General features: G+C 51.4%; 19 protein-coding genes and 1 pseudogene. 13 read left to right on the top strand and 7 right to left on the bottom strand.

Going from position 1 to position 24,354, the window contains the following annotated elements; all coding sequences use genetic code 11:
- Window positions 1-12: 12 nt before the first annotated feature.
- The 6 genes from HC231_RS17475 to HC231_RS17450 form a co-directional block, all read right to left on the bottom strand.
- Window positions 13-345 (bottom strand): cytochrome o ubiquinol oxidase subunit IV, encoded by a 333-nt coding sequence (locus HC231_RS17475; protein ID WP_208228002.1) that lies wholly within the window; start codon window positions 343-345, stop codon window positions 13-15.
- Complete coding sequence (locus HC231_RS17470) at window positions 345-959, bottom strand: cytochrome o ubiquinol oxidase subunit III (RefSeq protein ID WP_208228001.1); 615 nt, start codon at window positions 957-959, stop codon at window positions 345-347. Before HC231_RS17470 ends, HC231_RS17475 begins: the two co-directional genes overlap by 1 nt.
- The gene (gene cyoB / locus HC231_RS17465) at window positions 949-2,940 is read right to left on the bottom strand and encodes a cytochrome o ubiquinol oxidase subunit I (RefSeq protein ID WP_208228000.1); all 1,992 of its coding nucleotides are present in this window, start codon (window positions 2,938-2,940) and stop codon (window positions 949-951) included. Before cyoB ends, HC231_RS17470 begins: the two co-directional genes overlap by 11 nt.
- A gap of 4 nt (window positions 2,941-2,944) precedes the next feature.
- Window positions 2,945-3,913, bottom strand: coding sequence for a cytochrome o ubiquinol oxidase subunit II (gene cyoA, locus HC231_RS17460; protein ID WP_208227999.1), 969 nt, complete (start codon window positions 3,911-3,913; stop codon window positions 2,945-2,947).
- Between the two features lie 414 nt (window positions 3,914-4,327).
- A complete protein-coding gene (ampG, locus tag HC231_RS17455; protein ID WP_208227998.1) occupies window positions 4,328-5,812 on the bottom strand; it encodes a muropeptide MFS transporter AmpG in 1,485 nt (494 codons plus the stop codon).
- A 62-nt stretch (window positions 5,813-5,874) separates the two neighbouring features.
- On the bottom strand, window positions 5,875-6,453 hold the full coding sequence (locus HC231_RS17450; protein WP_208227997.1) for a lipoprotein: 579 nt from the start codon (window positions 6,451-6,453) through the stop codon (window positions 5,875-5,877).
- A gap of 393 nt (window positions 6,454-6,846) precedes the next feature.
- Between HC231_RS17450 and bolA the strand changes: the two genes are divergently transcribed.
- The 8 genes from bolA to HC231_RS17410 all read left to right on the top strand — a co-directional run bounded on the left by bolA (window position 6,847) and on the right by HC231_RS17410 (window position 17,003).
- Window positions 6,847-7,161, top strand: a complete 315-nt coding sequence (gene bolA / locus HC231_RS17445; RefSeq protein WP_208227996.1) for a transcriptional regulator BolA — start codon at window positions 6,847-6,849, stop codon at window positions 7,159-7,161.
- A 305-nt stretch (window positions 7,162-7,466) separates the two neighbouring features.
- Window positions 7,467-8,771 carry a trigger factor gene (tig, locus tag HC231_RS17440; RefSeq protein ID WP_208227995.1) on the top strand — a complete coding sequence of 435 codons (1,305 nt, stop codon included), beginning with the start codon at window positions 7,467-7,469 and terminating at the stop codon, window positions 8,769-8,771.
- A 389-nt stretch (window positions 8,772-9,160) separates the two neighbouring features.
- Window positions 9,161-9,784, top strand: a complete 624-nt coding sequence (clpP, locus tag HC231_RS17435; protein ID WP_208227994.1) for an ATP-dependent Clp endopeptidase proteolytic subunit ClpP — start codon at window positions 9,161-9,163, stop codon at window positions 9,782-9,784.
- 150 nt (window positions 9,785-9,934) lie between these two features.
- Entirely contained in the window at window positions 9,935-11,209 is a 1,275-nt protein-coding gene (clpX, locus tag HC231_RS17430; RefSeq protein ID WP_208227993.1) for an ATP-dependent protease ATP-binding subunit ClpX, read from the top strand.
- Window positions 11,210-11,399: 190 nt separating this feature from the next.
- Window positions 11,400-13,766 (top strand): endopeptidase La, encoded by a 2,367-nt coding sequence (gene lon, locus HC231_RS17425; RefSeq protein WP_208227992.1) that lies wholly within the window; start codon window positions 11,400-11,402, stop codon window positions 13,764-13,766.
- Between the two features lie 196 nt (window positions 13,767-13,962).
- Window positions 13,963-14,235, top strand: a complete 273-nt coding sequence (gene hupB / locus HC231_RS17420) for a nucleoid-associated protein HU-beta (protein WP_208227991.1) — start codon at window positions 13,963-13,965, stop codon at window positions 14,233-14,235.
- A gap of 386 nt (window positions 14,236-14,621) precedes the next feature.
- The gene (gene ppiD / locus HC231_RS17415; RefSeq protein ID WP_208227990.1) at window positions 14,622-16,502 is read left to right on the top strand and encodes a peptidylprolyl isomerase; all 1,881 of its coding nucleotides are present in this window, start codon (window positions 14,622-14,624) and stop codon (window positions 16,500-16,502) included.
- A 138-nt stretch (window positions 16,503-16,640) separates the two neighbouring features.
- Window positions 16,641-17,003 carry a ComEA family DNA-binding protein gene (locus HC231_RS17410; RefSeq protein WP_208227989.1) on the top strand — a complete coding sequence of 121 codons (363 nt, stop codon included), beginning with the start codon at window positions 16,641-16,643 and terminating at the stop codon, window positions 17,001-17,003.
- A 148-nt stretch (window positions 17,004-17,151) separates the two neighbouring features.
- On the opposite strand, the gene queC is transcribed toward HC231_RS17410, so the two are convergent.
- A complete protein-coding gene (gene queC / locus HC231_RS17405) occupies window positions 17,152-17,847 on the bottom strand; it encodes a 7-cyano-7-deazaguanine synthase QueC (RefSeq protein WP_208227988.1) in 696 nt (231 codons plus the stop codon).
- A 375-nt stretch (window positions 17,848-18,222) separates the two neighbouring features.
- Between queC and HC231_RS17400 the strand changes: the two genes are divergently transcribed.
- The 5 genes and pseudogenes from HC231_RS17400 to amtB all read left to right on the top strand — a co-directional run bounded on the left by HC231_RS17400 (window position 18,223) and on the right by amtB (window position 24,306).
- The gene (locus tag HC231_RS17400; RefSeq protein ID WP_208227987.1) at window positions 18,223-18,684 is read left to right on the top strand and encodes an Lrp/AsnC family transcriptional regulator; all 462 of its coding nucleotides are present in this window, start codon (window positions 18,223-18,225) and stop codon (window positions 18,682-18,684) included.
- A gap of 78 nt (window positions 18,685-18,762) precedes the next feature.
- Window positions 18,763-20,531 (top strand): annotated as a pseudogene (locus HC231_RS17395) (SmdA family multidrug ABC transporter permease/ATP-binding protein).
- Window positions 20,524-22,305: a SmdB family multidrug efflux ABC transporter permease/ATP-binding protein gene (locus tag HC231_RS17390; protein ID WP_208227986.1), complete on the top strand. Its 1,782-nt coding sequence runs from the start codon at window positions 20,524-20,526 to the stop codon at window positions 22,303-22,305. The pseudogene HC231_RS17395 and the gene HC231_RS17390 overlap by 8 nt, the downstream one beginning before the upstream one ends.
- 339 nt (window positions 22,306-22,644) lie before the next feature.
- The gene (gene glnK / locus HC231_RS17385; RefSeq protein ID WP_002208627.1) at window positions 22,645-22,983 is read left to right on the top strand and encodes a P-II family nitrogen regulator; all 339 of its coding nucleotides are present in this window, start codon (window positions 22,645-22,647) and stop codon (window positions 22,981-22,983) included.
- 36 nt (window positions 22,984-23,019) lie between these two features.
- Complete coding sequence (gene amtB / locus HC231_RS17380) at window positions 23,020-24,306, top strand: ammonium transporter AmtB (RefSeq protein ID WP_208227985.1); 1,287 nt, start codon at window positions 23,020-23,022, stop codon at window positions 24,304-24,306.
- Window positions 24,307-24,354: the final 48 nt, after the last annotated feature.

Below are 24,354 nucleotides of genomic sequence, written 5' to 3'. Positions count from 1 at the left end.
TTTACGGCTCGGTTACTGGATCATCATGTTGGCGTGCGTATTCCACATAATCCATATGGAACCCGCAACGACAATCGCGATAATCAGGACGGTAAACACAAGGGCCACCACGTTCCAGCGCTCTTCAGAGGCGGTACTCAGGTGCAGGAAATACACCAGATGGACCAGAATCTGGACAACGGCGCATCCCACCACGGTCAGAATGATGGCGTGCTGTGAGGCTGAGCCGGCCATGACCATCGCAAAAGGAATGACGGTCAGGATAACGGACAGCACAAAACCTATCAGATAGGATTTGACGCTGCCGTGGCTGGCGCCTGCATGATCGGTTGTTGAATGACTCATTACATCGCCCCCATCAGATAAACAACGGTGAAGACACAAATCCAAACCACATCAAGGAAGTGCCAGAACAGACTCAGGCACATCAGACGGGTTTTATTGACGGCGGTCAGGCCGCGGCTGGAAATCAGCACCATCATGATGATGATCCAGATCAGACCGGAGGTGACGTGGATACCGTGCGTGCCTACCAGCGCGAAGAAGGCCGATAGAAAAGCGCTGCGATCCGGACCGAAACCCTCGGCAATCAGGTGATGGAATTCGTAGATCTCCATCGCGATAAACGCCAGGCCGAATAGGAACGTCAATCCCAGCCAGGCGTTGACCTGTGATTTATTGCCTTTGTTCATGGCGATCATCGCCATGCCGTAGGTAATACTGCTGAACAGCAGGGCGAAGGTTTCCACCAGAACGAAGGGCAGTTCGAAAATGTCCTTCCCCGTCGGACCGCCCGCGGTGCCGTTAACCAGCACCGCATAAGTTGCGAATAGAGACGCAAACAGAATGCAGTCGCTCATCAGGTAGATCCAGAAGCCGAATACCTTGGTGGCCCCCGCATCGTGATGCCCATGCTCGGCATGGGCTGCGCTATGGTTAGTCAGAGTTTCAGTTGACATGTTTCAGACCTGCTTTGCTGATTTGCTCAAAATTCTGATTCTCGATCTGCTCGATTTCTTTAACCGGAACGTAGTAGTCGACATCCTGATTAAAGCTATGCACGATCCAGGTCACGATCATTCCGGCGAAGCCGATAATCGCCAGCCACCAGATATGCCAGATCATGGCAAAACCGAACACCAGACTGAACGCTGAAATAATGACGCCCGCGCCGGTATTTTTCGGCATGTGAATCGCTTCATAACCAGCAGGTTTTTTGTAGGCTTCGCCTTTTTCTTTGGCTTCCCAGAACGCATCGCGATCGTGAACGTGCGGAACGGTAGCAAAGTTATAGAAAGGCGCCGGAGACGAAGTCGACCATTCCAGCGTGCGGCCATCCCATGGGTCGCCTGTCAGGTCGCGGTTCTGGTGGCGATCGCGGATACTGACGTAGAACTGCATCAACTGGCACAGCACGCCGAGACCGATCAGCACCACGCCGAGGGAAGCCACGACCAGCAACGGGTGGAATTCCGGGTTGATTTGCTGGCTTAACCGGCGGGTCATTCCCATAAAGCCCAGCGCGTACAGCGGCATAAAGGCAACGAAGAAACCGGTGATCCAGAACCAGAAAGCGCGTTTGCCCCAGGTTTCGTTCAGGGTGAAGCCGAATGCTTTCGGGAACCAGTATGTGATGCCGGCAAAGCAACCGAACACCACGCCGCCGATGATCACGTTGTGGAAGTGAGCGATCAGGAACAGGCTGTTGTGCAGCACGAAGTTGGCGCCGGGAACCGCCAGCAGTACGCCCGTCATCCCGCCGATGGAGAAGGTGATGATGAAGCCGGTCGTCCACAGCATGGCGGAATGAGGCTGAATGCGGCCCTGGTACATGGTGAACAGCCAGTTGAATATTTTCACCCCGGTCGGGATCGAAATAATCATCGTGGCGATACCGAAGAAGGCGTTGACGTTGGCGCCGGACCCCATAGTGAAGAAGTGGTGCAGCCAGACGATGAACGACAATATGGTTATCGCGATGGTCGCCCACACCAGAGAGGTGTAGCCAAACAGCCGTTTTTTACAGAACGTGGCCACCACTTCGGAGTAGATGCCGAACACCGGCAGAACCAGAATGTAAACCTCAGGATGACCCCATGCCCAAATCAGGTTGATGTACATCATCATGTTGCCGCCCATATCGTTGGTAAAGAAATGGGTGCCGAGGTAGCGGTCCAGCGTCAGCAACGCGATGGTTACGGTCAGTATCGGGAAGGCGGCGATAATCAGCACGTTGGTGCATAGCGCCGTCCAGGTGAATACCGGCATTTTCATCAGCGACATGCCGGGCGCGCGCATCTTCATAATGGTGGCGAAGAAGTTCACCCCGGTCAGCGTGGTGCCTAAACCGGATATCTGTAGACTCCATATCCAGTAATCGACCCCGACGCCGGGACTGTATTCCTTACCGGATAGCGGCGGATAAGCCACCCAGCCGGTCTGAGCAAACTCGCCTACCCCCAGCGAGATATTGATCAGGATGACGCCGGCCACAAACAGCCAAAAACTCAGAGAGTTCAGGAAAGGGAAGGCAACGTCGCGGGCGCCGATTTGCAACGGAACCGCCAGGTTCATCAAACCCACCACAAAAGGCGTCGCCACGAAGAAAATCATGATGACGCCGTGGGCGGTAAAGATTTGATCGTAGTGATGCGGGTTAAGGAAGCCCGCTTCGCCGGCGGAGGCCAGTACCTGTTGACCACGCATCATAATGGCGTCGGCAAAGCCGCGCAGCATCATCACCAGCGCGACGATGACATACATGATGCCGATCTTTTTATGGTCGACGGAGGTGAACCATTCCGTCCATAGCCATTTCCACTTACCGAAATAGGTTATCGCCGCCAGCAGCGCCAGACCGCCGACGATGATCCCCGCCACGGTGACCATGATAATGGGTTCATGATACGGAATTGCATCGAGTGTAAGTTTTCCGAACATCTTATTATCCCTCGGCTCCTTGGTGCGAGGCATGCTCGCCCATGTTCATACTCTCATCGTGCTGCATGTGCATGTTTTCATCGTGCTTCATGCCTTCGCCGTGATGTTGCATGTTCATGTCGTTGCCTGTGAATTTGAGAATAATATTCCTGAACAAATCCGGTTGAACGCTGGAGAAGTACTCTACCGGATGGTATTCACTTGGCTGAGCCAGTTTATTGAACTCATCCATGCTGTTGAGCGTTTTGGACGACGCACGGACGTTCGCTACCCATTGTTCAAATTCCTGCTGAGTGGGGGTAGCGATGGCGGTGAATTTCATCCCGGAAAAACCCTTTCCGCTGTAACCGCCGGAGATGCCGTCATATTTACCCGGTTCATTGGCAATCAGATGAAGCTGAGTCTGCATACCGGCCATGGCATAGATTTGGCCGCCGAGACGAGGAATGAAGAACGAGTTCATTACCGAGTCGGAGGTGATTTTGAATGCGACGGGGACGTTTGCCGGGAACGCTAGTTCATTAACGCTGGCGATGCCCAGATCCGGATAAACGAACAGCCATTTCCAGTCAAGGGAAACCACTTCGACATTAATCGGCTTAATATCTGATTCCAAAGGTTTATAAGGATCAAGCGAGTGGGTCGTTTTCCAGGTGATGGTGGCAAGGATCGCGACAATGATAATCGGCACAGTCCAGACAACGGCTTCAATCTTGTTGGAGTGCGACCAGTTGGGGGTGTACTTTGCTTTCTCATTGGAAGCTCGGAACTTCCAGGCGAAAGCGATCGTCATAATGATGACGGGAACAACAACGATCAACATCAGCCCGATGGCAGTCAGTATTAACGATCTTTGCTCTAACCCGATTTGTCCTTTGGGATTCATCAGTGCCATATCGCAGCCGCTGAGCACTGCTGTGGCTGCAAATAAAGACAACATCCCAAAAATTTTATTGTATTTCCTGAGTCTCATCTAGCGACCTCAATTACAAGGGCTCTATTGTCATTTCACGCGAGCGGGCATTTTACGGGAAGGTTACTTTACTGTAAACATGATTAAGGTTATGTCAGCCAATTGTTGCTGCTTTTTGCACGTATTGTCACAAAGACAGCGGTCAATAAAAATGATTTTTAAAAACAGGCAATTAACGTTTTGCCTAGCAAAAAGTATGGTTTGATAATACAAAATTACAACTAATAGTGACGTTTATTTTCGAGCGGGTAAAAATGTTGGGTTCAGAAACTTTTATCGTCAAAAAACAAAATTAGTTCAGACGAAATGTTACCGTTATGAAATAAATTTTTTTCTTGGCGAGATAATTGAGAAAAATAATTTAATAAAGGGATAAAACCGTAGAATAACGCGTTTTTGTCCCTTTAGTCATGATCAATTGGAATGATTCGCTGGCGAGCGCAGCGACAGGTAATCCAACGCGCTGCCCAATACAATCCCCAGCAGGGCTAATCCACCGCCGGCCGTCAGCAGATAATCGGCCAGCCTGGGATGAACAGTCCACCCCAGCGCATTGGTTATCAGCAGGATTAACCATAATCCCAACAGGCAGGAGCCCAGCGCGAGTGCGCGCAACGCCCCGGCGTAATAGCCGGGAAATGTGGCGCGCGGCAGGAAATCGCCCGTTTTTTGCGTGTACTCCAACGTATCCCGGCATGCCATCAAGAGAATTAGCCCCGGCAAGGCCGCGGCGATCGAGAAAAGATAAAACCATGCCCAACCGTGCGCTTCAACAAACCAGCCGGCAATCGGGCCAACATAGACTCGTCCTACGGCGGAAAGGGCGGAAAGCAGGGCAAACTGCGTAGCGGAGAACGATTTGTGGCACAGCGTCATCAATAACGCGACAAATGCGGAGGTGCCCATTCCCCCGCACAGATTTTCCAGAAAAACGGCGCTGGCCATGGTGATCATGTTTTTATCGGTGACGGCCAACAGCCAGTAGCCGGCGTTGGAAACCGCTTGCAGGATGCCAAACAGCATCAACGCCCTGAACAGAGTAAGCCGCTGCATCAGCAGGCCGCCATAAACCGCGCCGACGATGGTGGCAAATAACCCCAGCGTTTTGTTGATCAGGCCGACATCGCCGGCATTGAAGCCGACGCCGCGAATAAGGAATGTGGTGGTCAGGCTGATAGCGAAAGCATCCCCTAATTTGTACAGCACGATTAACAGCAAAATCAGCCAGGCATTGTTCCGCCCGAAAAAGTTACGCAGCGGGGAAACTATGGCCTGTTCGATTGTGCGCGGGGCGGGCTGGCTGTTATTGGGCTCGGGCGCCAGCAGGGTGGAGAGTACGCCGATGAGCATTAAGCCGGCCATCAGCCAGTAAGTCGCCTGCCAACCCAATAACCTGTCGGCAATCCATAGCGCAAGCCCGCCCGAAACCAACATGGCTAAGCGATAACCCAATACGGATACCGCCGCCCCGGTTCCGCGTTCTTCCGGTTGGAGCAGATCCGTTTTGTAGGCGTCGAACACGATATCCTGCGAGGCGGAGCAAAAAGCGACCAATACGGCCAGGGCGGCCAGCCACCAGAGGTCATGGGCCGGATTCATAAATCCCATGCATACGATCGCGGCGACCAATGAGAGTTGACTGAGCAGCAACCACCCCCGGCGCCGGCCAAGGAACGGCGGGGTGTAGCGGTCCATCAGGGGGGACCACAGAAACTTGAATACATACGCCTGACCGACCAAAGAAAAAAAACCGATGGTTTTTAAATCAACATTTTCCACGGTCATCCAGGCTTGCAGCGTGCCGGAGGTTAGTGCCAGCGGTAAACCGGAAGCAAAACCCAGCAACAGCAGGAAAAGCGAATTACGCTGGCTGAATAGATTGATGATACGACTAAGCATGAAGCGTCCTTTCCCTTGCTCCGCAGGAGAAATCGCGGAGCAAAGGAATCGGAATGAAAAGATTAACGGGCGTTTTCTTTAATAAAGGCGCTAACGCTGGTGTCTTGCGCCATGTCGTTGATGACATCGCCTAACACCGTATTGACCGCATCGGTAATTTTATCATTGGTCGCAGTGAATGCGCCCTGAACATTATAGGTCGAACGATAGTTCTTGACCTGTTTGTTGCCGTTGGCGGCCTGGGAGAGGATGGAGATATCGGCTTTAGTGGTGATGTTGTAGCGCAGGTTGCCTTCGGCAACGTCCGCGTACAGATTATTAACCACGATCTGCAAAGCAACCGGTCCGCCGGTGCCGATCATATAACCCCGTGCCGCCATCTGTTTCTCCAGCGCTTCCTGCAACAGGAAACGTAGATCGCGCGATGGAGTCAAGGTAATCAATTGTCCGTCGCGGTTTACTTTTGCCAGGGCCTGATCGGCGCGCTGATCGGCGCCGTTGATGCTGATTGTAATGCCCATTAGCGTCGGATCCTGCGGGGGAAGGCTGATTTTGGGCATTACATTGAGCGTGTTGCTTTTGCTGGCACAGCCGGCAAGCATCAGCACGGCCAAAAGCGGGAAAAATAATTTTTTTAACATTCGTATTTTCTCGGTAATGTTTAGGGTGGTTAGCTGACAAAATTTGTTGGTATCATATCATTGCCGCGGGCAGTGGAAAGAGCAGAGTTCGGGGAATTCTTCTGAAATTTATCTTTTCTTCACCCTCATCCAGGCAAAATCGTTTTTATACCCGCCATCTTTCAAGCCGCGGGTGTGCCGGCCGCTCTTGAAATCTATTGGGCCGCCCGCATCAATGCTGAAATAGTGACGAAAACAGGCCATCAAATCGCCACTCGTTTATTTTTCCGCAAAGGCGTGGCGGGGGATCATAACGGCTTGAAAAACAGCTAAGATTGAAGTGAGCGGGAAGTCTGTCCATGACGGAAGTTCCAAGCTGATACCGAACTTTTCCAACGTCGAAAGGGTAGTCGTATGATGCGTGAAGTAATAGAAGAAAAATTGCGTGTGGAATTCGAACCGTTTCACCTGGAAGTGATTGATGAAAGCTATCGTCATAACGTACCAGCCGGATCTGAAAGTCATTTCAAGGTGGTGATAGTCAGCGATCGCTTTACGGGGGAACGGGTGTTAGGCCGTCATCGGGCTATTTATGCGGCGCTGGCGGCGGAATTGGCGAGTTCGGTGCATGCGTTGGCGCTGCATACCTACACGACCAAAGAATGGGATAGCCTGCAAAACGCCGTTCCGTCATCACCGCCCTGCGGCGGCGCGGGCATCATGTCATAGATTGTCGCCGACGACCCGTTTTCGGACGGGTTATTTATAAAAGTGTGCATGTCCTATCGAATAGTCTGTCCGCCGTCCTCGACTCATCCTATCTATACCGCTATAATGCCGCGTCTATTTTTCCGGAATGTATTCGGGACGCTTCTGACTACAGGGAACAGGGTCTGGTAACAACATGGTGGCCGTCCCGGTTCTGTAAGGCTTTTTTCTGTTAAGCGCCGACGGCGCTTGTTTGAAATTGAGCTTTGCTGTTGTGAGAATAGTTTTGGGGTTGACCGAGCACTGTGATTTTTTGAGGTAACAAGATGCAAGTTTCTGTTGAAACCACTCAAGGCCTTGGGCGCCGTGTAACGATTACCGTTGCTGCTGACAGCATTGAGAGTGCGGTTAAGAGCGAGCTGGTCAACGTGGCCAAAAAAGTACGTATTGACGGCTTTCGCAAAGGCAAAGTGCCGATGAATATTGTTGCTCAGCGTTATGGTGCATCCGTGCGTCAGGACGTGCTGGGCGATTTGATGCAGCGTAATTTCGTTGATGCCATCATCAAAGAAAAGATTAACCCAGTTGGTGCGCCGAACTATGTTCCGGGTGAATATCAAGTGGGCGGCGACTTCACCTACTCCGTTGAATTCGAAGTGTATCCGGAAGTGGAATTGAAAGATCTGGAATCAATCGAAGTCGAAAAACCGGTTGTCGAAGTAACGGAAGCCGATGTCGATACTATGCTGGAAACGTTGCGTAAACAGCAGGCGACCTGGAAAGAAACCGATGGCGCCGCGACTGCCGAAGATCGCGTTACCATCGACTTCACCGGTTCTATCGATGGTGAAGAATTCGAAGGCGGCAAAGCTTCCGATTTCGTACTGGCTATGGGTCAAGGCCGTATGATCCCAGGTTTTGAAGATGGCGTTGTCGGCCACAAAGCGGGTGAAGAGTTCACTATCGACGTGAACTTCCCGGAAGATTACCACGCAGAAAATCTGAAAGGTAAAGCCGCTAAGTTCGCTATCGTGCTGAAAAAAGTCGAAGAGCGCGAATTACCTGAATTGACTGAAGAATTCATTAAACGTTTCGGCGTGGAAGATGGTTCTCAGGAAGGTCTGCGTGCTGAAGTTCGCAAAAATATGGAACGTGAGTTGAAAGGCGCGGTGCGTAACCGTGTGAAAACCCAGGTTCTAGACGGCCTGATCAAAGCGAATGAAATTGATGTTCCCGCCGCGCTGATTGACGGCGAAATCGACGTTCTGCGCCGCCAGGCCGCACAACGTTTCGGCGGCAACGAAAAGCAGGCGCTGGAATTGCCGCGCGAATTGTTCGAAGAACAAGCCAAGCGTCGCGTCGTTATCGGCCTGTTGCTGGGTGAAGTCATCAGCGCCAATGAGCTGAAAGCGGACGAAGAACGCGTTAAGGCGTTGATCGACGAAATGGCTTCCGCGTATGAAGATCCGCAGGAAGTTGTCGAGTTCTACAGCAAAAACAAAGAACTGATGAACAACATGCGTAACGTCGCTCTGGAAGAACAGGCGGTTGAAACGCTGCTTAGCAAGGCAAAAGTGGTTGAGAAATCCGTTAGCTTTAATGAACTGATGAATCAGACGACGGCTGCGTAAGCATCATTTTGTTGTTGCTGTGCCAGGGAGTTTTTCCCTGTCAAAAAAAGCCCGTAGCCTTATGGCGCGGGTTTTTTTCTATTTAAGTGATTGCTCTAATTATCGGTTTGTTCTTAAACGAGATGAGTTAAATTGCACTACTATGAATAGAGGGCGTCAAGCCGGGCCGATAACGCTTTAATCTAAGGCAATTGGTGGTGTAAGCTTGAAAAACGATGCCGATACCCCAAATATTGCAGGAAAGAGGGCATCGTTAGGGATCTCCGGTTTATTGTTTGCGTTTTGCCCCTTGGATGAGTGAACCGAATGCGTCGGCATGGTCATCATCATTTATCTAAAGTAGAATCGGGCAATAATGATGCCGGATGTATTTTATCTAGGAGACGTGAATGTCATACAGTGGCGAACAAGAAAAACAAGCACCTCATATGGCTTTGGTGCCGATGGTGGTTGAGCAAACCTCTCGTGGGGAACGTTCTTACGATATTTATTCCCGTCTGCTTAAAGAAAGGATCATCTTCCTGACCGGTCAGGTCGAAGATCATATGGCGAACCTGATCGTAGCCCAGATGCTGTTTCTGGAAGCTGAAAATCCGGAAAAGGACATCTTTCTGTATATTAACTCCCCCGGGGGCGTTATTACCGCCGGCATGTCTATTTACGATACCATGCAGTTCATCAAGCCGGACGTGAGCACGATCTGTATGGGACAGGCTTGTTCCATGGGATCTTTCCTGTTGGCCGCCGGCGCAAAAGGCAAACGTATCTGCCTGCCCAATTCACGGGTTATGATTCACCAGCCGCTGGGCGGGTTCCAGGGGCAGGCTACGGATATCGAAATCCATGCCAAAGAAATATTGAAAGTAAAAGCCAGAATGAATGAACTGATGGCTAAACATACGGGTCAGCCTCTTGAAGTGATAGAGAGAGACACGGAGCGGGATCGTTTCCTCTCTGCCAGCGAGGCGGTAGACTACGGCCTGGTAGATTCTGTATTCACTAATCGTCAATGATGTTCTGCAATATAAGCAGGAAAATCAGTGTTCGACCGGGGGTCTGTAGTGCGGTGTATTCTTGCGCGTATTGGCTATGAGTGTCGGCGTTCGCTGTAGCGATATCGCTGTGGTTGGCCTGCGGGCAAAAGACTAAGAAGAGGTTTACTGATGACAGATAAGCGCAAAGACGGTTCAGGAAAGTTGCTGTACTGCTCTTTCTGCGGCAAAAGCCAGCATGAAGTACGCAAGCTGATTGCCGGGCCGTCAGTGTATATCTGCGATGAATGTGTTGACTTGTGTAACGACATTATTCGCGAAGAAATTAAAGAAGTGTCTCCGCATCGTGAGCGCAGTGCGCTGCCGACGCCGCATGAAATTCGCCGCCATCTTGACGATTACGTTATCGGTCAGGAACAGGCCAAGAAGGTGCTGGCTGTCGCGGTATATAACCACTATAAGCGGTTACGCAACGGCGACAGTAATAACGGCATCGAGCTGGGCAAAAGTAATATTTTGCTGATCGGTCCGACTGGTAGCGGTAAAACGCTGCTGGCTGAAACCCTGGCGCGCTTTCTCGACGTACCGTTCACCATGGCTGATGCCACCACATTGACCGAGGCGGGTTACGTGGGTGAAGACGTGGAGAACATAATCCAGAAGCTGCTGCAAAAATGCGACTATGATGTGCAGAAAGCGCAGCGCGGCATTGTCTATATTGATGAAATTGATAAAATTTCACGTAAATCAGACAATCCGTCGATCACGCGCGACGTCTCCGGCGAGGGGGTTCAGCAGGCGCTGCTGAAACTGATCGAAGGGACTATCGCCGCCGTTCCGCCGCAGGGCGGCCGTAAGCATCCGCAGCAAGAGTTTTTGCAGGTGGATACTTCCAAGATCCTCTTTATCTGCGGCGGCGCGTTTGCCGGGCTGGATAAGGTTATCGAACAGCGTACCGACACCGGGCGCGGCATCGGTTTCGGCGCGTCGGTAAAAGGAAAATCGGAAAAATCGACGGAAGGCGAACTGTTAGGCCAGGTTGAACCAGGCGATTTAATCAAATTTGGTTTGATTCCTGAATTCATTGGCCGTCTGCCGGTGGTCGCGACGCTGAAAGAGCTGAGCGAAGAGGCGCTGATTCAGATTCTGCGCGAGCCGAAAAACGCCCTGACCAAGCAGTATCAGGCATTGTTCAATCTGGAAGGCGTTGAACTGGAATTCCGTGATGAAGCTCTGACGGCGATCGCTAAGAAAGCGATGGCTCGTAAGACCGGCGCCCGTGGCTTACGCTCGATCGTGGAAGCCGCGTTGCTGGATACGATGTACGATCTGCCATCATTGGAAAGCGTTGATAAAGTGGTGATTGACGAGTCGGTCATCGCTGGTCAGTCCGAGCCTTTGTTGATCTACGGTAAGCACGAAGCTCAGCAGGCATCCGGCGAATAGTTAACCAAAAAACCGTAATGAAAGGCAAAAATGGGGGATTTTATCCCCCATTCGCTTTTACGCGTATTCTGACCGTTGAATGTAAGATATTTATCCCCATATACTCAATTACCTATTTGGTGAAACCCGTGAAGATCGTGTTTCACGAGATTCCCTTAACCTGGCGGAAACGAAACTAAGAGAGAGCTCTATGAACCCTGAGCGTTCCGAACGCATAGAAATCCCCGTATTGCCGTTGCGCGATGTGGTGGTTTATCCGCACATGGTGATTCCGTTGTTTGTTGGTCGGGAGAAGTCAATTCGGTGCCTTGAAGCCGCAATGGATCACGACAAAAAGATCATGCTGGTGGCGCAGAAAGAGGCCTCAACGGATGAGCCAAGTATTAACGATCTTTTCTCGGTAGGGACGGTAGCCTCAATTCTTCAAATGCTGAAACTGCCGGACGGTACGGTTAAAGTGCTGGTTGAAGGGTTGCAGCGTGCGCGTATTACGACACTGTCTGACAGCGGCGAACACTTCACTGCGCAGGCGGAATATCTTGATTCTCCGGCGATTGATGAGCGTGAGCAGGAAGTATTGATGCGCACGGCAATCAATCAGTTTGAGGGATATATCAAGCTGAATAAAAAGATCCCGCCGGAAGTGCTGACATCATTGAACAGTATTGATGATGCGGCGCGTCTGGCTGATACCATCGCCGCCCATATGCCGCTGAAATTGGCGGATAAGCAGTCTGTACTTGAAATGTCCGATATTACGGAACGTTTGGAGTACCTGATGGCGATGATGGAATCCGAAATCGACTTATTGCAGGTTGAAAAGCGGATCCGCAGTCGCGTCAAAAAACAGATGGAGAAGAGCCAGCGCGAGTATTATCTGAACGAGCAAATGAAAGCCATTCAGAAAGAACTTGGTGAAATGGATGATGCGCCGGACGAGCATGAAGCGCTGAAGCGCAAGATTGAAGCGGCGAAAATGCCGAAGGAAGCGCGCGAAAAAACCGAAGCGGAGCTGCAAAAGCTGAAGATGATGTCTCCGATGTCGGCTGAAGCGACCGTCGTACGCGGCTATATCGACTGGATGGTGCAGGTTCCCTGGAATGCCCGCAGCAAAGTTAAGAAAGATTTGCGCAAGGCGCAGGAAATGCTGGATACCGACCATTATGGCCTTGAACGCGTCAAAGAGCGCATTCTGGAATATCTGGCGGTTCAGAGTCGCGTCAGCAAGATAAAAGGGCCGATCCTGTGTCTGGTTGGGCCTCCAGGGGTGGGTAAAACCTCTCTGGGACAGTCTATCGCCAAGGCAACCGGACGCCAGTATGTGCGTATGGCGTTGGGCGGGGTGCGTGATGAAGCGGAAATCCGCGGGCACCGCCGTACCTATATCGGTTCCATGCCGGGTAAACTGATCCAGAAGATGGCGAAAGTCGGGGTGAAAAACCCGCTGTTCCTGTTGGATGAGATCGACAAAATGTCCTCCGATATGCGCGGCGATCCCGCCTCCGCATTGCTGGAAGTGCTGGATCCGGAACAGAACGTGGCATTTAACGACCACTATCTGGAAGTGGATTACGATCTGTCGGATGTGATGTTCGTCGCAACGTCTAACTCAATGAACATCCCGGCGCCTTTGCTCGATCGTATGGAGGTGATCCGTCTTTCCGGTTATACCGAAGACGAAAAGCTAAACATCGCCAAACAGCACCTTCTGCCGAAGCAGATTGAACGCAATGCTCTGAAAAAAGGCGAGCTGTCGGTTGAGGATAGCGCGATTGTCGGCATTATCCGTTACTACACCCGTGAAGCCGGCGTGCGTAGTCTGGAGCGTGAAATTTCCAAACTGTGCCGGAAAGCGGTGAAAACGCTGTTGATGGATAAATCGGTTAAGCATATTCAGATCACGGGCGATAACCTCAAGGATTTCCTCGGCGTACAACGTTTCGACTATGGCCGGGCGGATGATGAAAACCGTGTCGGTCAGGTTACCGGATTGGCGTGGACGGAAGTGGGCGGCGATCTGTTGACCATTGAAACCGCCTGTGTTCCTGGTAAAGGCAAGCTGACATATACCGGGTCATTGGGCGAGGTCATGCAGGAGTCGATCCAGGCTGCGCTCACCGTGGTGCGCGCCAGAGCCGAGAAACTGGGTATTAATGCGGATTTCTATGAGAAACGCGATATCCACGTTCACGTTCCCGAAGGCGCGACGCCCAAAGACGGACCGAGCGCCGGGATCGCGATGTGTACCGCGCTGGTGTCCTGTCTGACCGGAAATCCAGTTCGCGCGGACGTCGCGATGACGGGGGAAATTACACTGCGTGGTTTGGTGCTGCCAATCGGCGGTCTGAAAGAGAAGCTGCTGGCCGCTCATCGCGGCGGCATCAAAACGGTATTGATCCCGGATGATAACAAGCGCGATCTTGAAGACATTCCACAAAACGTGATTGCCGACCTGGATATCCATCCGGTGAAACGAATCGAGGAAGTGTTGTCGCTGGCGTTGCAGAATTCGCCATATGGTATGCAGGTCGTTACCTCTACGGCCAAGGCCAAATAGTGACATATCGCAAAAACCCTTGAGAAAATCAGAGCTGGTAAGTGAAATCGTGCTTGCCAGCTTTTTTTTGTACCGCTAAGTTAGAGCACTGTTGGTTTTAGCTGTAACTTGCTAAGGTCTGACAGGATTGATATAAATTTGGCGTCGTGTTTTGGGAATTTCAGCGCGACCATAGAATTCCAAAGGGGATGATAGAGTGAACAAGTCACAATTGATCGATAAAATTGCTGCGGATGCTGACATTTCCAAAGCAGCGGCAGGGCGTGTGTTGGATGCGATTATTGGTTCCGTAACCGAATCTCTGAAGGATGGGGATGATGTTGCTCTGGTTGGTTTTGGTACTTTCTCCGTGCGTGAACGCGCTGCTCGTACCGGTCGTAACCCACAAACAGGTAAAGAAATCAGTATTCCCGCAGCGAGAGTACCTGGCTTCCGTGCCGGTAAGACGTTGAAAGACGCCGTTAACTGATTACTGCGTCACAGGTTTGGCGGACAACACCTTGTGTTGTCAAACATTACCTGACGCAGGATTATTGGTAAGGTAAAATACAAGGCGCATCATTTTTATGATGTGCCTTTTATTATGACGGGTTATCCTGCCGCCGCCTTTTGGACCGTCGCAAGCGACGTTGAAAGTCGCTCCCGGCGATTTTTCATGTCGGGCTATCTTTGCCGGATCGCCATACGGACCATTGCTGTGCAACGTTAAAGAACATTCCTGATGTTTTTTAGCTGGTAATTCAGGTTACTATTGTCAGACAAAGATTAAACGCGCCCTGGCCTTGTTCGTGGAGGATGCATGGTTTTGCCAGCGCAGGGAGCGTTATTCATTCTACAGCGGAGTGTTGTCACATTATGATGGACAATTTACGCGCGGCCGCTAATAACGTCGTGCTCAAAATTATTCTTGCCTTGATCATTGCATCGTTCGTTTTAACCGGCGTTGGTGATTATCTTATCAGTGGTTCTGGGAATTACGCCGCGAAGGTTAACGGGCAGGAAATTTCCCGCGCTCAACTTGAGCAGGCCGTACAGAACGAACGCAACCGCCAGCAGAGCGCATTGGGTGAAAACTTTTCCCTTCTGGCCGGAAATGAGGGTTATATGCAGCAACTGCGCAAGCAGGCGCTCTCACAGCTGATTGATGAAGTTCTGCTGGACCAATATGCCAATAAGCTGGGATTGAACATCAGCGATGAACAAATAAAACAGGCGATTTTTGATGTTCCGGCATTCCAGACTAACAACCGTTTTGATAATGAAAAATATCTGGATCAGGTTCGCCGTCTGGGCTTAACCCCGGATAGATATGCTGAATTGCTGCGTAAGCAATTGACCTCTCAGCAGCTTATTCGCGGGTTTGGCGATACGGCGTTCATCCTGCCGCAGGAAATCGACAATCTGGTCAAGCTCGCCGCGCAGGATCGGGTTATTCGTCTGGCGACCATTGATATTGATGCCAGCGCAAAAACGCAAACCGCTTCCGATGAAGAAATCCAAAGCTATTACGACCAGAACAAGAGTCGTTTCATCGCGCCTGAGTCGTTCAAAGTCAGTTATATCACGCTGGACGCCGCGAGCCTGATGGACAAGATCGCGGTTGACGACGCCGCCATCGCCGATTTCTATGAAAAAAATAAAAACGACTATACGCAGCCTGAGCGCAAGAAATTCAGCGTTATTCAGGTAAAAACCGAAGCTGATGCGCAGTCTGTTCTTGATGAACTCAAACAGGGTTCTGATTTTGCGGCGCTGGCGAAAGAAAAATCGACAGATCCGATCTCTCGCCGCAATGGCGGCGATTTGGGATGGATGGATGAGAATTCCACCGTCGACGAACTTAAGCAGGCTAATCTGACGGAAAAAGGGCAGCTCTCTTCGGCGATCAAGTCCTCCGTAGGGTATTTGATTGTCCGTCTTGATGATATTCAGCCGCCGCAGGTTAAGCCGCTGAGCGAAGTGCGCGACGAGATTGCCGCCAAAGTTAAGCACGAAAAAGCGCTTGATGAGTATTTCGCGTTGCAGCAGAAAGTCAGCGAGGCTGCCAGTAACGACAACGAATCTTTAGCCTCCGCCGAAGAGGCTGCCGGTGTGAAATCGGCGGAAACCGACTGGTTTACCCGTGAACAGGTTCCCGCTGCCTTGAATTTCCAGCCTGTCACCCAGGCTATTTTCGGCGGCGGATTGGTCGGCGAGAACGGTAGCCAGGGAAGTAACTCCGACGTCATTAATGTCGATGGCGATCGCGCCTTCGTCATCCGTATTACCGGGCATAAAGCGGAAAGTACGCAGCCGTTGGATCAGGTGCGCGAGCAGGTGATTCAGACGGTTAAGCGTCAAAAGGCGGAGCAGTCGGCCCGGGTAGATGCTGAAAAAATCCTGGCTGAGCTGAAGCAGGGTAAGGATGATGCGCTGAAAGCGGCGAAACTGAGCTTTGGCGAGCCTAAAACTCTGTCTTCCCTCTCGCAGGGAGATGTCATGGCCGAATCTGTTTTCGCTCTACCCCATCCGACCAAAGACAATCCGTCTTATGGGATTACCCAGGATCAGGCTGGTAATGTGGTGTTGGTGGCTGTTGATAGCGTGACTCCGCATCAATTGACCGATCAACAAAAGGAACAGTTCGCCAGTCAGATACAGCAAACTTCGATGGGCTCATTATTCGATGCTCTGCTGATAAGCCTGCGTAGTGAAGCCAAAATTAAGCTGGGCGCAGCGGCGCAGGAGCAGCAATAAGCTCCGCATAAATTTGCAAACCGTTGCAATAAGAAAAGGCCGCTTTCGCGGCCTTTTCCACATCCGGACAAAGCCATTTGCGATGCGATGGGCGCTACGGCAAGGTAGCCATGCTGTCAAACACATGGAGGAAACAGCATGAAAAAGTCAGGAGTAAAGGCGCTTTGCCTAATCGTTGGAATGAGTTTGTCCGGGTTGCCGCTATTAGCTCAGGCGTCGTCAAAGACTGAAAATGCCGGAGGCGCGGTGACATCCGAGCCCGTCTCTCAAAAGATGGAAAAAGTATCGCTTCCCGTTGCCGATGAGGATGAAGTAAGCATTAACACGGGAACAGCGGAAGAGCTGGCGCAGGTAATGAACGGCGTCGGTCTTAAAAAAGCCGAGGCGATCGTTAATTATCGCGAACAAAATGGCCCTTTTACGCAGATAGAACAATTGCGGGAAGTTCCGGGGATCGGCGCCGCTTTGGTTGAGCGCAATCTGTCGCGTTTAAAACTGTGATGAGTTCCGCGACCGGAGAAATACCGCCGGTGGCGAACTGTTGCACGTCCGCCTGCCAGGGGAAGCTATAAGCGCGGAATAATTGAAATCATATGACAGGCAAGGAGGTGAGCGAGGTTCGGCCTTGCCTGTTTTTTAATACCGAGCGTTATTGCAGACCGGTTTTCTGCTTCATTGCCGCCATCACCCCGGCGGGATCGCGCTGGTATTCTTGCAGTCCGTTGGCCCGTAGATGACAGGCGGCGCAATGACCGCATCCATCACCTTTAATGCCGTTATAACAGGTTAAAGTGTGGTGACGGATAGTATCCAGCTGTTGGTAATAGTCTGCCAACGCCCAGGTCTCTGCTTTATTGAGCCACATTAGCGGCGTGACAAAGCGAATATCGCGTGCAATACCCAGCACGATGGCCTGATTCAACGCTTTGACGAATTCATCGCGACAGTCGGGGTAACCGGAGAAATCCGTTTCGCATACGCCGGTGATAACGGTTTCGGCTCCGACCTGATAGGCATAGATCGACGCCAGAGTCAGGAACAGAATGTTCCGCCCCGGAACAAATGTACTGGGAAGCCCTTGAGCGTCGCTGCCGTAGTCCGGGACAGGAATGTTTTCGCGCGTCAGGCTGCTGGTGGCTAGTTCATTCAGTAAGCCGACATCCAGAACTTTATGCGCGGTTGCCCCGAGTTGCAGCGCGAGGTCTCTGGCTATATCGATTTCTGCTCGGTGGCGTTGGCCGTAATCAAAGGTAATACAGTGAACTTCATCATAGTGTTTTAGAGCCTGAATAAGGCAGGTTGTGGAGTCTTGTCCACCGCTAAAAACGACAACCGCGCGCTTCATTTTTCATTCACCCTGCTGCAATTGGGACTCAACGCGGAACAGAATACGTTGAGGCGTAAAACCAGTATGTTACCTGAAAAATGACGATCGTTCAGCGGCTCCCGTTATCTGGCTCATCGCAGATGTGCGGCATTGCTTCAATTACGCAGCCTCTTTCCGCACGTTGTACCGCTGGATTGCCGTCACGTTGGCGGCGACACGCGGGGGAGTAGATGAACGTTGGGCGTTTGTTTTTATCATGAGGAGGCCGCTTGTCCCCGGTATATCTGTCGTTCGTTCAGGTTGTAAGTGATAAAGTGATTTTTTTCGCCAAATGGTTGCCTTTTTATCTTTGAATGCGGGAAATTGAAGAAAATTTTCCTACGGAATGACGCTATGTTAGATAAAACAGATCGTACTTTGTTAAGCTTGCTGCAACAGGACTGCACGCTTTCACTACAAACGCTGGCTGAATCGGTGAATCTGACGTCGACGCCCTGCTGGAAAAGGCTAAAGCGGCTGGAAGAAGAGGGGTATATCCGGGCGCGTGTCGCGCTACTGGATAATGAACGCCTGGGCCTTGGGTTAACGGCTTTTGTGTTGTTGAAGACGCAGCAACACAATAGCGTCTGGTATCAAACATTCACCAGCGTTGTATCGGAAATGCCCGAAGTATTGTCTTTCTATCGGATGGCCGGAGAGTATGATTACCTGATGCAGGTACAGGTCGCTGATATGAAAAGCTATGATGACTTTTATAAGCGATTGGTGAATGGCATTCCCGGTCTGGTTGATGTGACATCCAGTTTCGCCATGGAACGTATCAAGTACACGACCGCGCTGCCATTAACGCTATGATTAATCATTTTTAATAAGCGTACTGTGTCATTTTTCTGAGTTTATAATGACTCCTCTGGATATCGGAATCAAAACTGCGTGAGACTGTTTGCTCAACTAAGCTGGTATTTTCGCCGAGAATGGCGGCGCTATGTAGGCGCGGTGGTATTGCTCATTGTTATTGCCATCCTGCAATTGTTGCCCCCAAGCTGGTCGGGGTGGTGGTTGATGGCGTTACGCAACACAATATGACAACTGGCAAGGTCATGCAGTGGATCGGCATAATGCTGATTACCGCCGTGATGGTTTATCTGCTGCGCTGTGTCTGGCGCGTGCTGCTGTTCGGGGCGTCTTATCAGTTGGCGGTTGAGCTGCGGGAGGATTTCTACCGCCAGCTTAGCCGGCAGCATCCTGCTTTTTATTTGCGCTATCGTACCGGTGATTTGATGGCTCTTGCCACCAATGATGTTGACCGCGTGGTGTTTGCCGCCGGGGAAGGGGTGCTGACGCTGGTCGATTCCATGGTCATGGGATGCGCGGTGCTGTTTATTATGTGCACCCAGATTAGCTGGCAATTGACGTTGCTGGCGCTGCTGCCGATGCCGATCATGGCGCTGATTATTAAACATTACGGCACTCAATTGCACCAGCGTTTTAAATTGGCGCAGGCGGCATTCTCCTCGCTTAACGATCAGGCTCAGGAAAGTTTGACCAGCATTCGAATGATTAAATCGTTTGGGTTGGAGGATTATCAGTCGGCGCGTTTTGCTCAGGTCGCCGCGGATGCCGGCGCCAAAAACATGTATGTCGCACGGGTTGACGCGCGGTTTAATCCCACAATTTATATCGCCATCGGGTTGTCGCATCTGCTGGCTATCGGCGGTGGCAGTTGGATGGTGATCCATGGCTCTCTGACGTTGGGCATGTTAACCAGTTTTGTCATGTATCTCGGCCTGATGATATGGCCGATGTTGGCGCTGGCATGGATGTTCAATATCGTTGAACGCGGAAGTGCGGCATATAGCCGGATTCGCCGGCTCTTGTCTGAAGAACCTGTCGTTATGGACGGTACGCAATCTCTGCCCGATGGGCGCGGCGCGCTGGAGGCGAATATTCATGAGTTTCATTACCCGCAAAGCGATCGTTGCGCGCTGAAAAAAGTCAGTTTTACGCTGAAGCCCGGTCAAGTGCTGGGATTATGTGGCCCTACGGGGTCAGGTAAAAGCACGCTGTTGGCGCTTATCCTTCGCCATTTTGATATTCAGTCTGGTGAGATTCGCTACCACAACCTCTCTTTGTCAGACATTCGTCTGGATGAATTACGTCACCGTTTCGCCGTTGTAGGACAAATGCCTTTTCTGTTTTCTGACACTGTTGCCAACAATATTTCTCTGGGACGGCCGGATGCAACCAAGCAGCAGATTGAGCGAGCGGCCCGCCTTGCGAGCGTGCATGAGGACATTCTGCGGCTTCCTCAAGGATATGATACCGAAGTGGGGGAGCGCGGCGTTATGCTGTCCGGCGGTCAGAAACAACGGATCGCCATTGCCCGCGCATTATTGCTGGAAGCTGAAATCCTGATTCTGGATGATGCGCTATCCGCCGTTGATGGGCGCACGGAGCACCAGATCCTGCGGAATCTCAAACAATGGGGAGAGCAACGCACAGTGATCATCAGTGCCCACCGCCTCTCTGCCTTGACGGAAGCAAATGAAATTTTGGTACTGCAGCGTGGACAGGCGGTCCAACGGGGTAACCACCGCGAACTTGTCGCGCAATTTGGCTGGTATCGGGATATGTATCGCTATCAACAATTAGAGGCCGCGCTGGATGATGTGCCGCTGGCGGAAGGGGAAACCAATGAATAGCCCTAAACAGCTTTGGCCTACCTTAAAGCGGCTGCTGGCTTATGGTTCGCCGTGGCGAAAGCCGTTGGCGCTGGCGATGCTGATGCTATGGATTGCCGCCGCCGCCGAGGTTTCCGGCCCGGTACTGGTGAGCTATTTCATTGATAATCTGGTTGCAAAAGGCGAGTTTCCGCTCGCATTGGCTGCGGGATTGGCCTGCGCCTATCTTCTGTTACAGATTTTAGCCGCGGCGCTGCAATATTTTCAGGCGCTGTTATTTAATCGGATAGCGGTCGGGGTGGTGCAACAGCTGCGCATTGATGTCATGGATGCGGCGCTGCGCCAGCCTCTTAGCACTTTTGACACCCAGCCGGTAGGGCAATTGATATCCCGTGTAACGAACGATACGGAGGTGGTGAAAGATCTGTATGTCATGGTGGTGTCAACCGCATTACGCAGCGCGGCGCTGATCGGCGCCATGCTGGTGGCTATGTTCAGCTTGGATTGGCGGATGGCGCTGGTTGCGCTGACGATCTTCCCGGCCGTGTTGACTGTCATGCTGATTTATCAACGTTACAGCACGCCTATTGTTCGTCGGGTTCGCAGTTATCTGGCGGATATCAATGACGGCTTTAATGAAATTATCAACGGCATGGGCGTTATTCAGCAATTCCGCCAGCAGGCCCGGTTTGGCGAGCGGCTGAGCGATACCAGTTGGGCGCATTATCGGGCGCGTATGCAAACGTTGCGCCTTGATGGCTTTCTGCTGCGCCCGTTGCTTAGCCTGTTTTCGGCAATGGTATTGTGCGGGCTGTTGATGCAATTTGGCTTCAACTCCGTAGGTTCGGTCGGCGTCGGTGTTCTGTATGCGTTTATTAACTATCTTGGTCGCCTGAATGAGCCGCTGATTGAGATGACGACTCAACAGTCGATGTTGCAGCAGGCGGTGGTCGCCGGTGAACGGATCTTCGAACTGATGGACGGCGTGAAGCAAGGCTATGGCGATGATATGCGGACACTTTCTCACGGACGTGTTGAGATTGATGATGTTTCTTTCTCTTATGGTTCGGGGAAAAAGGTTTTGCGGCATATCTCGCTGACCATTCCTGAACGGGGATTTGTGGCGCTGGTCGGTCATACCGGCAGCGGTAAGAGTACGTTGGCTAATCTGTTGATGGGATATTACCCGCCCGATGAAGGCGAGATCCGCCTGGACGGACGCCCGCTGCAAACGTTATCGCATCAGGTTTTACGCCGTAATGTGGCGATGGTGCAGCAGGATCCGGTGGTGCTGGCCGAATCTATGTATATGAACGTTACGCTGGGGCGCGATATCGCTGAAGATGAAGTATGGCGAGTGCTGGACATTGTACAGCTGTCCGAGTTGGTGCATTCGTTCCCTGATGGATTGCATACTCCGATTGGAGAGCAGGGCAACAATCTGTCAACGGGACAGAAACAACTGCTGGCGATAGCCCGGGTATTGGTACAGACGCCCAAAATCCTGATATTGGATGAGGCGACGGCGAATATTGACTCCGGCACTGAGCAGGCGGTGCAAAAGGCGTTGAATATTATTCGGGCCCAAACGACGCTGATTGTTATTGCTCATCGTTTATCGACAATTGTCGAGGCCGACACCATTATGGTGCTCCATCATGGACAGGCCGTCGAACAGGGTACGCATCAGCAGTTGTTGGCCCGGAAGGGGCGTTATTACCAGATGTATCAGTTGCAGTTGGCTGGGGAAGAGCTGGCGGCTGCAGCGATTCATGAGTCCGTTACCGTATCGTAAGCCGGCGCGCGTTCAAATACCGACGGTAATGGATGGTTAATGTTTGCTTCGCACCATCACTAAGCATATTCATTCTGTTTTTAGCCCCAATGCACTAAGATTACTCTCAGTGCACTACATTGGTGCATTGTCTGCCCCTCTTTTATAAGTTTTTCTTTTTACGGCGGCATGCATCCTGCCGTTAATAGACCTTGCCCGCGTTCTCCTACCTGATATCTGCCAGATAAATCATTTATGGCACATCCTTTGCTTTATCATTGCGTGAAGATAATTCGAAATGATGGAAATCCGAGATAGCAGCGGGCGCAAGTCTGAACTTAACGGTTAGGGGGATGATGAATGAAACTGGTTACTGTGGTAATAAAACCATTCAAACTGGAAGATGTGCGTGAAGCATTATCTTCCGTTGGCATTCAGGGACTAACGGTCACTGAAGTGAAAGGTTTTGGACGCCAGAAAGGGCATGCGGAACTGTATCGCGGCGCGGAGTACAGCGTTAACTTTTTACCAAAAGTGAAAATTGACATCGCAATAGCTGATGATCAGCTCGATGAAGTCATTGATGTGATTAGTAAAGCGGCCTATACCGGAAAAATTGGTGACGGCAAAATTTTTGTCGCTGAATTACAAAGGGTTATTCGTATTCGTACCGGCGAAACTGACGAAGCCGCACTTTAACACCTGACTTAGATTCGTTAATAGGGATGGATGAAAATGAAAAAACTTGTCTCCTCATTGGGTCTTGGTGTGGCTGCTTTGCTCCCGTCCTGGGCTATGGCTGCAGCACCCACGATCGATAAAGCAGATAATGCTTTTATTATGATTTGTACCGCTTTGGTACTTTTTATGACTATACCTGGGATTGCGCTGTTTTATGGCGGTTTGATTCGTTCTAAAAACGTACTTTCCATGTTGTCGCAGGTGATTGTCTCTTTTGCGCTGGTTTGTATTTTATGGGTTGTGTATGGCTATAGCCTGGCCTTTAGCGAAGGCAATTCGTTCTTCGGCGGTTTTTCCAACTTCATGCTGAAGGGCATCGCCATTGATTCGATTACCGGTACTTTCTACCAGTACATTCACGTCGCTTATCAGGCCTCTTTCGCATGTATTACCGTAGGGCTGATTGTGGGCGCCATCGCTGAACGCGTGCGTTTCTCCGCCGTGCTGATTTTCGTTGCGCTGTGGCTGACTTTCTCTTACCTGCCGATGACTCACATGGTATGGGGCGGCGGTTATCTGGCTGCTGATGGCGCGCTGGATTTTGCCGGTGGTACGGTGGTGCATATTAACGCCGCTGTCGCTGGTTTGGTCGGCGCTTACCTGCTGGGCAAACGCGCCGGTTTCGGTAAAGAAGCGCTTAAGCCGCATAATCTGCCAATGGTATTTATTGGTACGGCGATTCTCTACATCGGCTGGTTTGGTTTTAACGCCGGTTCTGCCGGGGCCGCTAACGAAATTGCCGGTCTGGCTTTCCTCAATACCGTCGTCGCTACTGCCGCTGCGATCCTGGCATGGGTTGTCGGTGAGTGGATGGCGCGTGGCAAGCCTTCTTTGTTGGGTGCATGTTCCGGTTGTATCGCCGGGTTGGTTGCGATTACGCCGGCGGCAGGTACAGTTGGCGTCGGCGGCGGCCTGATCATCGGCATCGCCGCTGGTATCGCTGGTCTGTGGGGTGTGACCGTCTTGAAAAGATGGCTGCGCGTTGATGACCCGTGTGATGTGTTCGGCGTCCATGGCGTTTGCGGTATCGTAGGTTGTATCCTGACGGGCGTTTTCACCTCGGCTTCTCTGGGCGGTGTGGGTTATGCGGAAGGCGTAACCATGGCTCACCAGGTTTGGGTTCAGCTGTTCAGCGTTATTGTCTGCTTCGTATGGACTGGCGTTGTTTCCTTTATCGCTTTCAAAGTGGCCGATATGGTCGTTGGTCTGCGCGTACCGGAAGAACAGGAACGCGAAGGCCTGGACGTCAACAGCCATGGCGAGAATGCTTACAACCAGTAAGTAATGTGAATCTTCATTGATAAGCAGGGCGTCGGATAATATCCACGC

The sequence above is a fragment of the Brenneria izadpanahii genome, assembly GCF_017569925.1.
GTDB classification, from domain to species: Bacteria; Pseudomonadota; Gammaproteobacteria; order Enterobacterales; family Enterobacteriaceae; genus Brenneria; species Brenneria izadpanahii.
This window is presented reverse-complemented; position numbering and strand designations above follow the sequence as displayed.

What these genes read in the sequence shown, in the direction of transcription:
- HC231_RS17475 (WP_208228002.1), bottom strand. Translation starts at nt 345, where the DNA reads ATGAGTCATTCAACAACCGATCATGCAGGCGCCAGCCACGGCAGCGTC.
- HC231_RS17470 (WP_208228001.1), bottom strand. Translation starts at nt 959, where the DNA reads ATGTCAACTGAAACTCTGACTAACCATAGCGCAGCCCATGCCGAGCAT.
- cyoB (WP_208228000.1), bottom strand. Translation starts at nt 2,940, where the DNA reads ATGTTCGGAAAACTTACACTCGATGCAATTCCGTATCATGAACCCATT.
- cyoA (WP_208227999.1), bottom strand. Translation starts at nt 3,913, where the DNA reads ATGAGACTCAGGAAATACAATAAAATTTTTGGGATGTTGTCTTTATTT.
- ampG (WP_208227998.1), bottom strand. Translation starts at nt 5,812, where the DNA reads ATGCTTAGTCGTATCATCAATCTATTCAGCCAGCGTAATTCGCTTTTC.
- HC231_RS17450 (WP_208227997.1), bottom strand. Translation starts at nt 6,453, where the DNA reads ATGTTAAAAAAATTATTTTTCCCGCTTTTGGCCGTGCTGATGCTTGCC.
- bolA (WP_208227996.1), top strand. Translation starts at nt 6,847, where the DNA reads ATGATGCGTGAAGTAATAGAAGAAAAATTGCGTGTGGAATTCGAACCG.
- tig (WP_208227995.1), top strand. Translation starts at nt 7,467, where the DNA reads ATGCAAGTTTCTGTTGAAACCACTCAAGGCCTTGGGCGCCGTGTAACG.
- clpP (WP_208227994.1), top strand. Translation starts at nt 9,161, where the DNA reads ATGTCATACAGTGGCGAACAAGAAAAACAAGCACCTCATATGGCTTTG.
- clpX (WP_208227993.1), top strand. Translation starts at nt 9,935, where the DNA reads ATGACAGATAAGCGCAAAGACGGTTCAGGAAAGTTGCTGTACTGCTCT.
- lon (WP_208227992.1), top strand. Translation starts at nt 11,400, where the DNA reads ATGAACCCTGAGCGTTCCGAACGCATAGAAATCCCCGTATTGCCGTTG.
- ppiD (WP_208227990.1), top strand. Translation starts at nt 14,622, where the DNA reads ATGATGGACAATTTACGCGCGGCCGCTAATAACGTCGTGCTCAAAATT.
- HC231_RS17410 (WP_208227989.1), top strand. Translation starts at nt 16,641, where the DNA reads ATGAAAAAGTCAGGAGTAAAGGCGCTTTGCCTAATCGTTGGAATGAGT.
- queC (WP_208227988.1), bottom strand. Translation starts at nt 17,847, where the DNA reads ATGAAGCGCGCGGTTGTCGTTTTTAGCGGTGGACAAGACTCCACAACC.
- HC231_RS17400 (WP_208227987.1), top strand. Translation starts at nt 18,223, where the DNA reads ATGTTAGATAAAACAGATCGTACTTTGTTAAGCTTGCTGCAACAGGAC.
- HC231_RS17390 (WP_208227986.1), top strand. Translation starts at nt 20,524, where the DNA reads ATGAATAGCCCTAAACAGCTTTGGCCTACCTTAAAGCGGCTGCTGGCT.
- glnK (WP_002208627.1), top strand. Translation starts at nt 22,645, where the DNA reads ATGAAACTGGTTACTGTGGTAATAAAACCATTCAAACTGGAAGATGTG.
- amtB (WP_208227985.1), top strand. Translation starts at nt 23,020, where the DNA reads ATGAAAAAACTTGTCTCCTCATTGGGTCTTGGTGTGGCTGCTTTGCTC.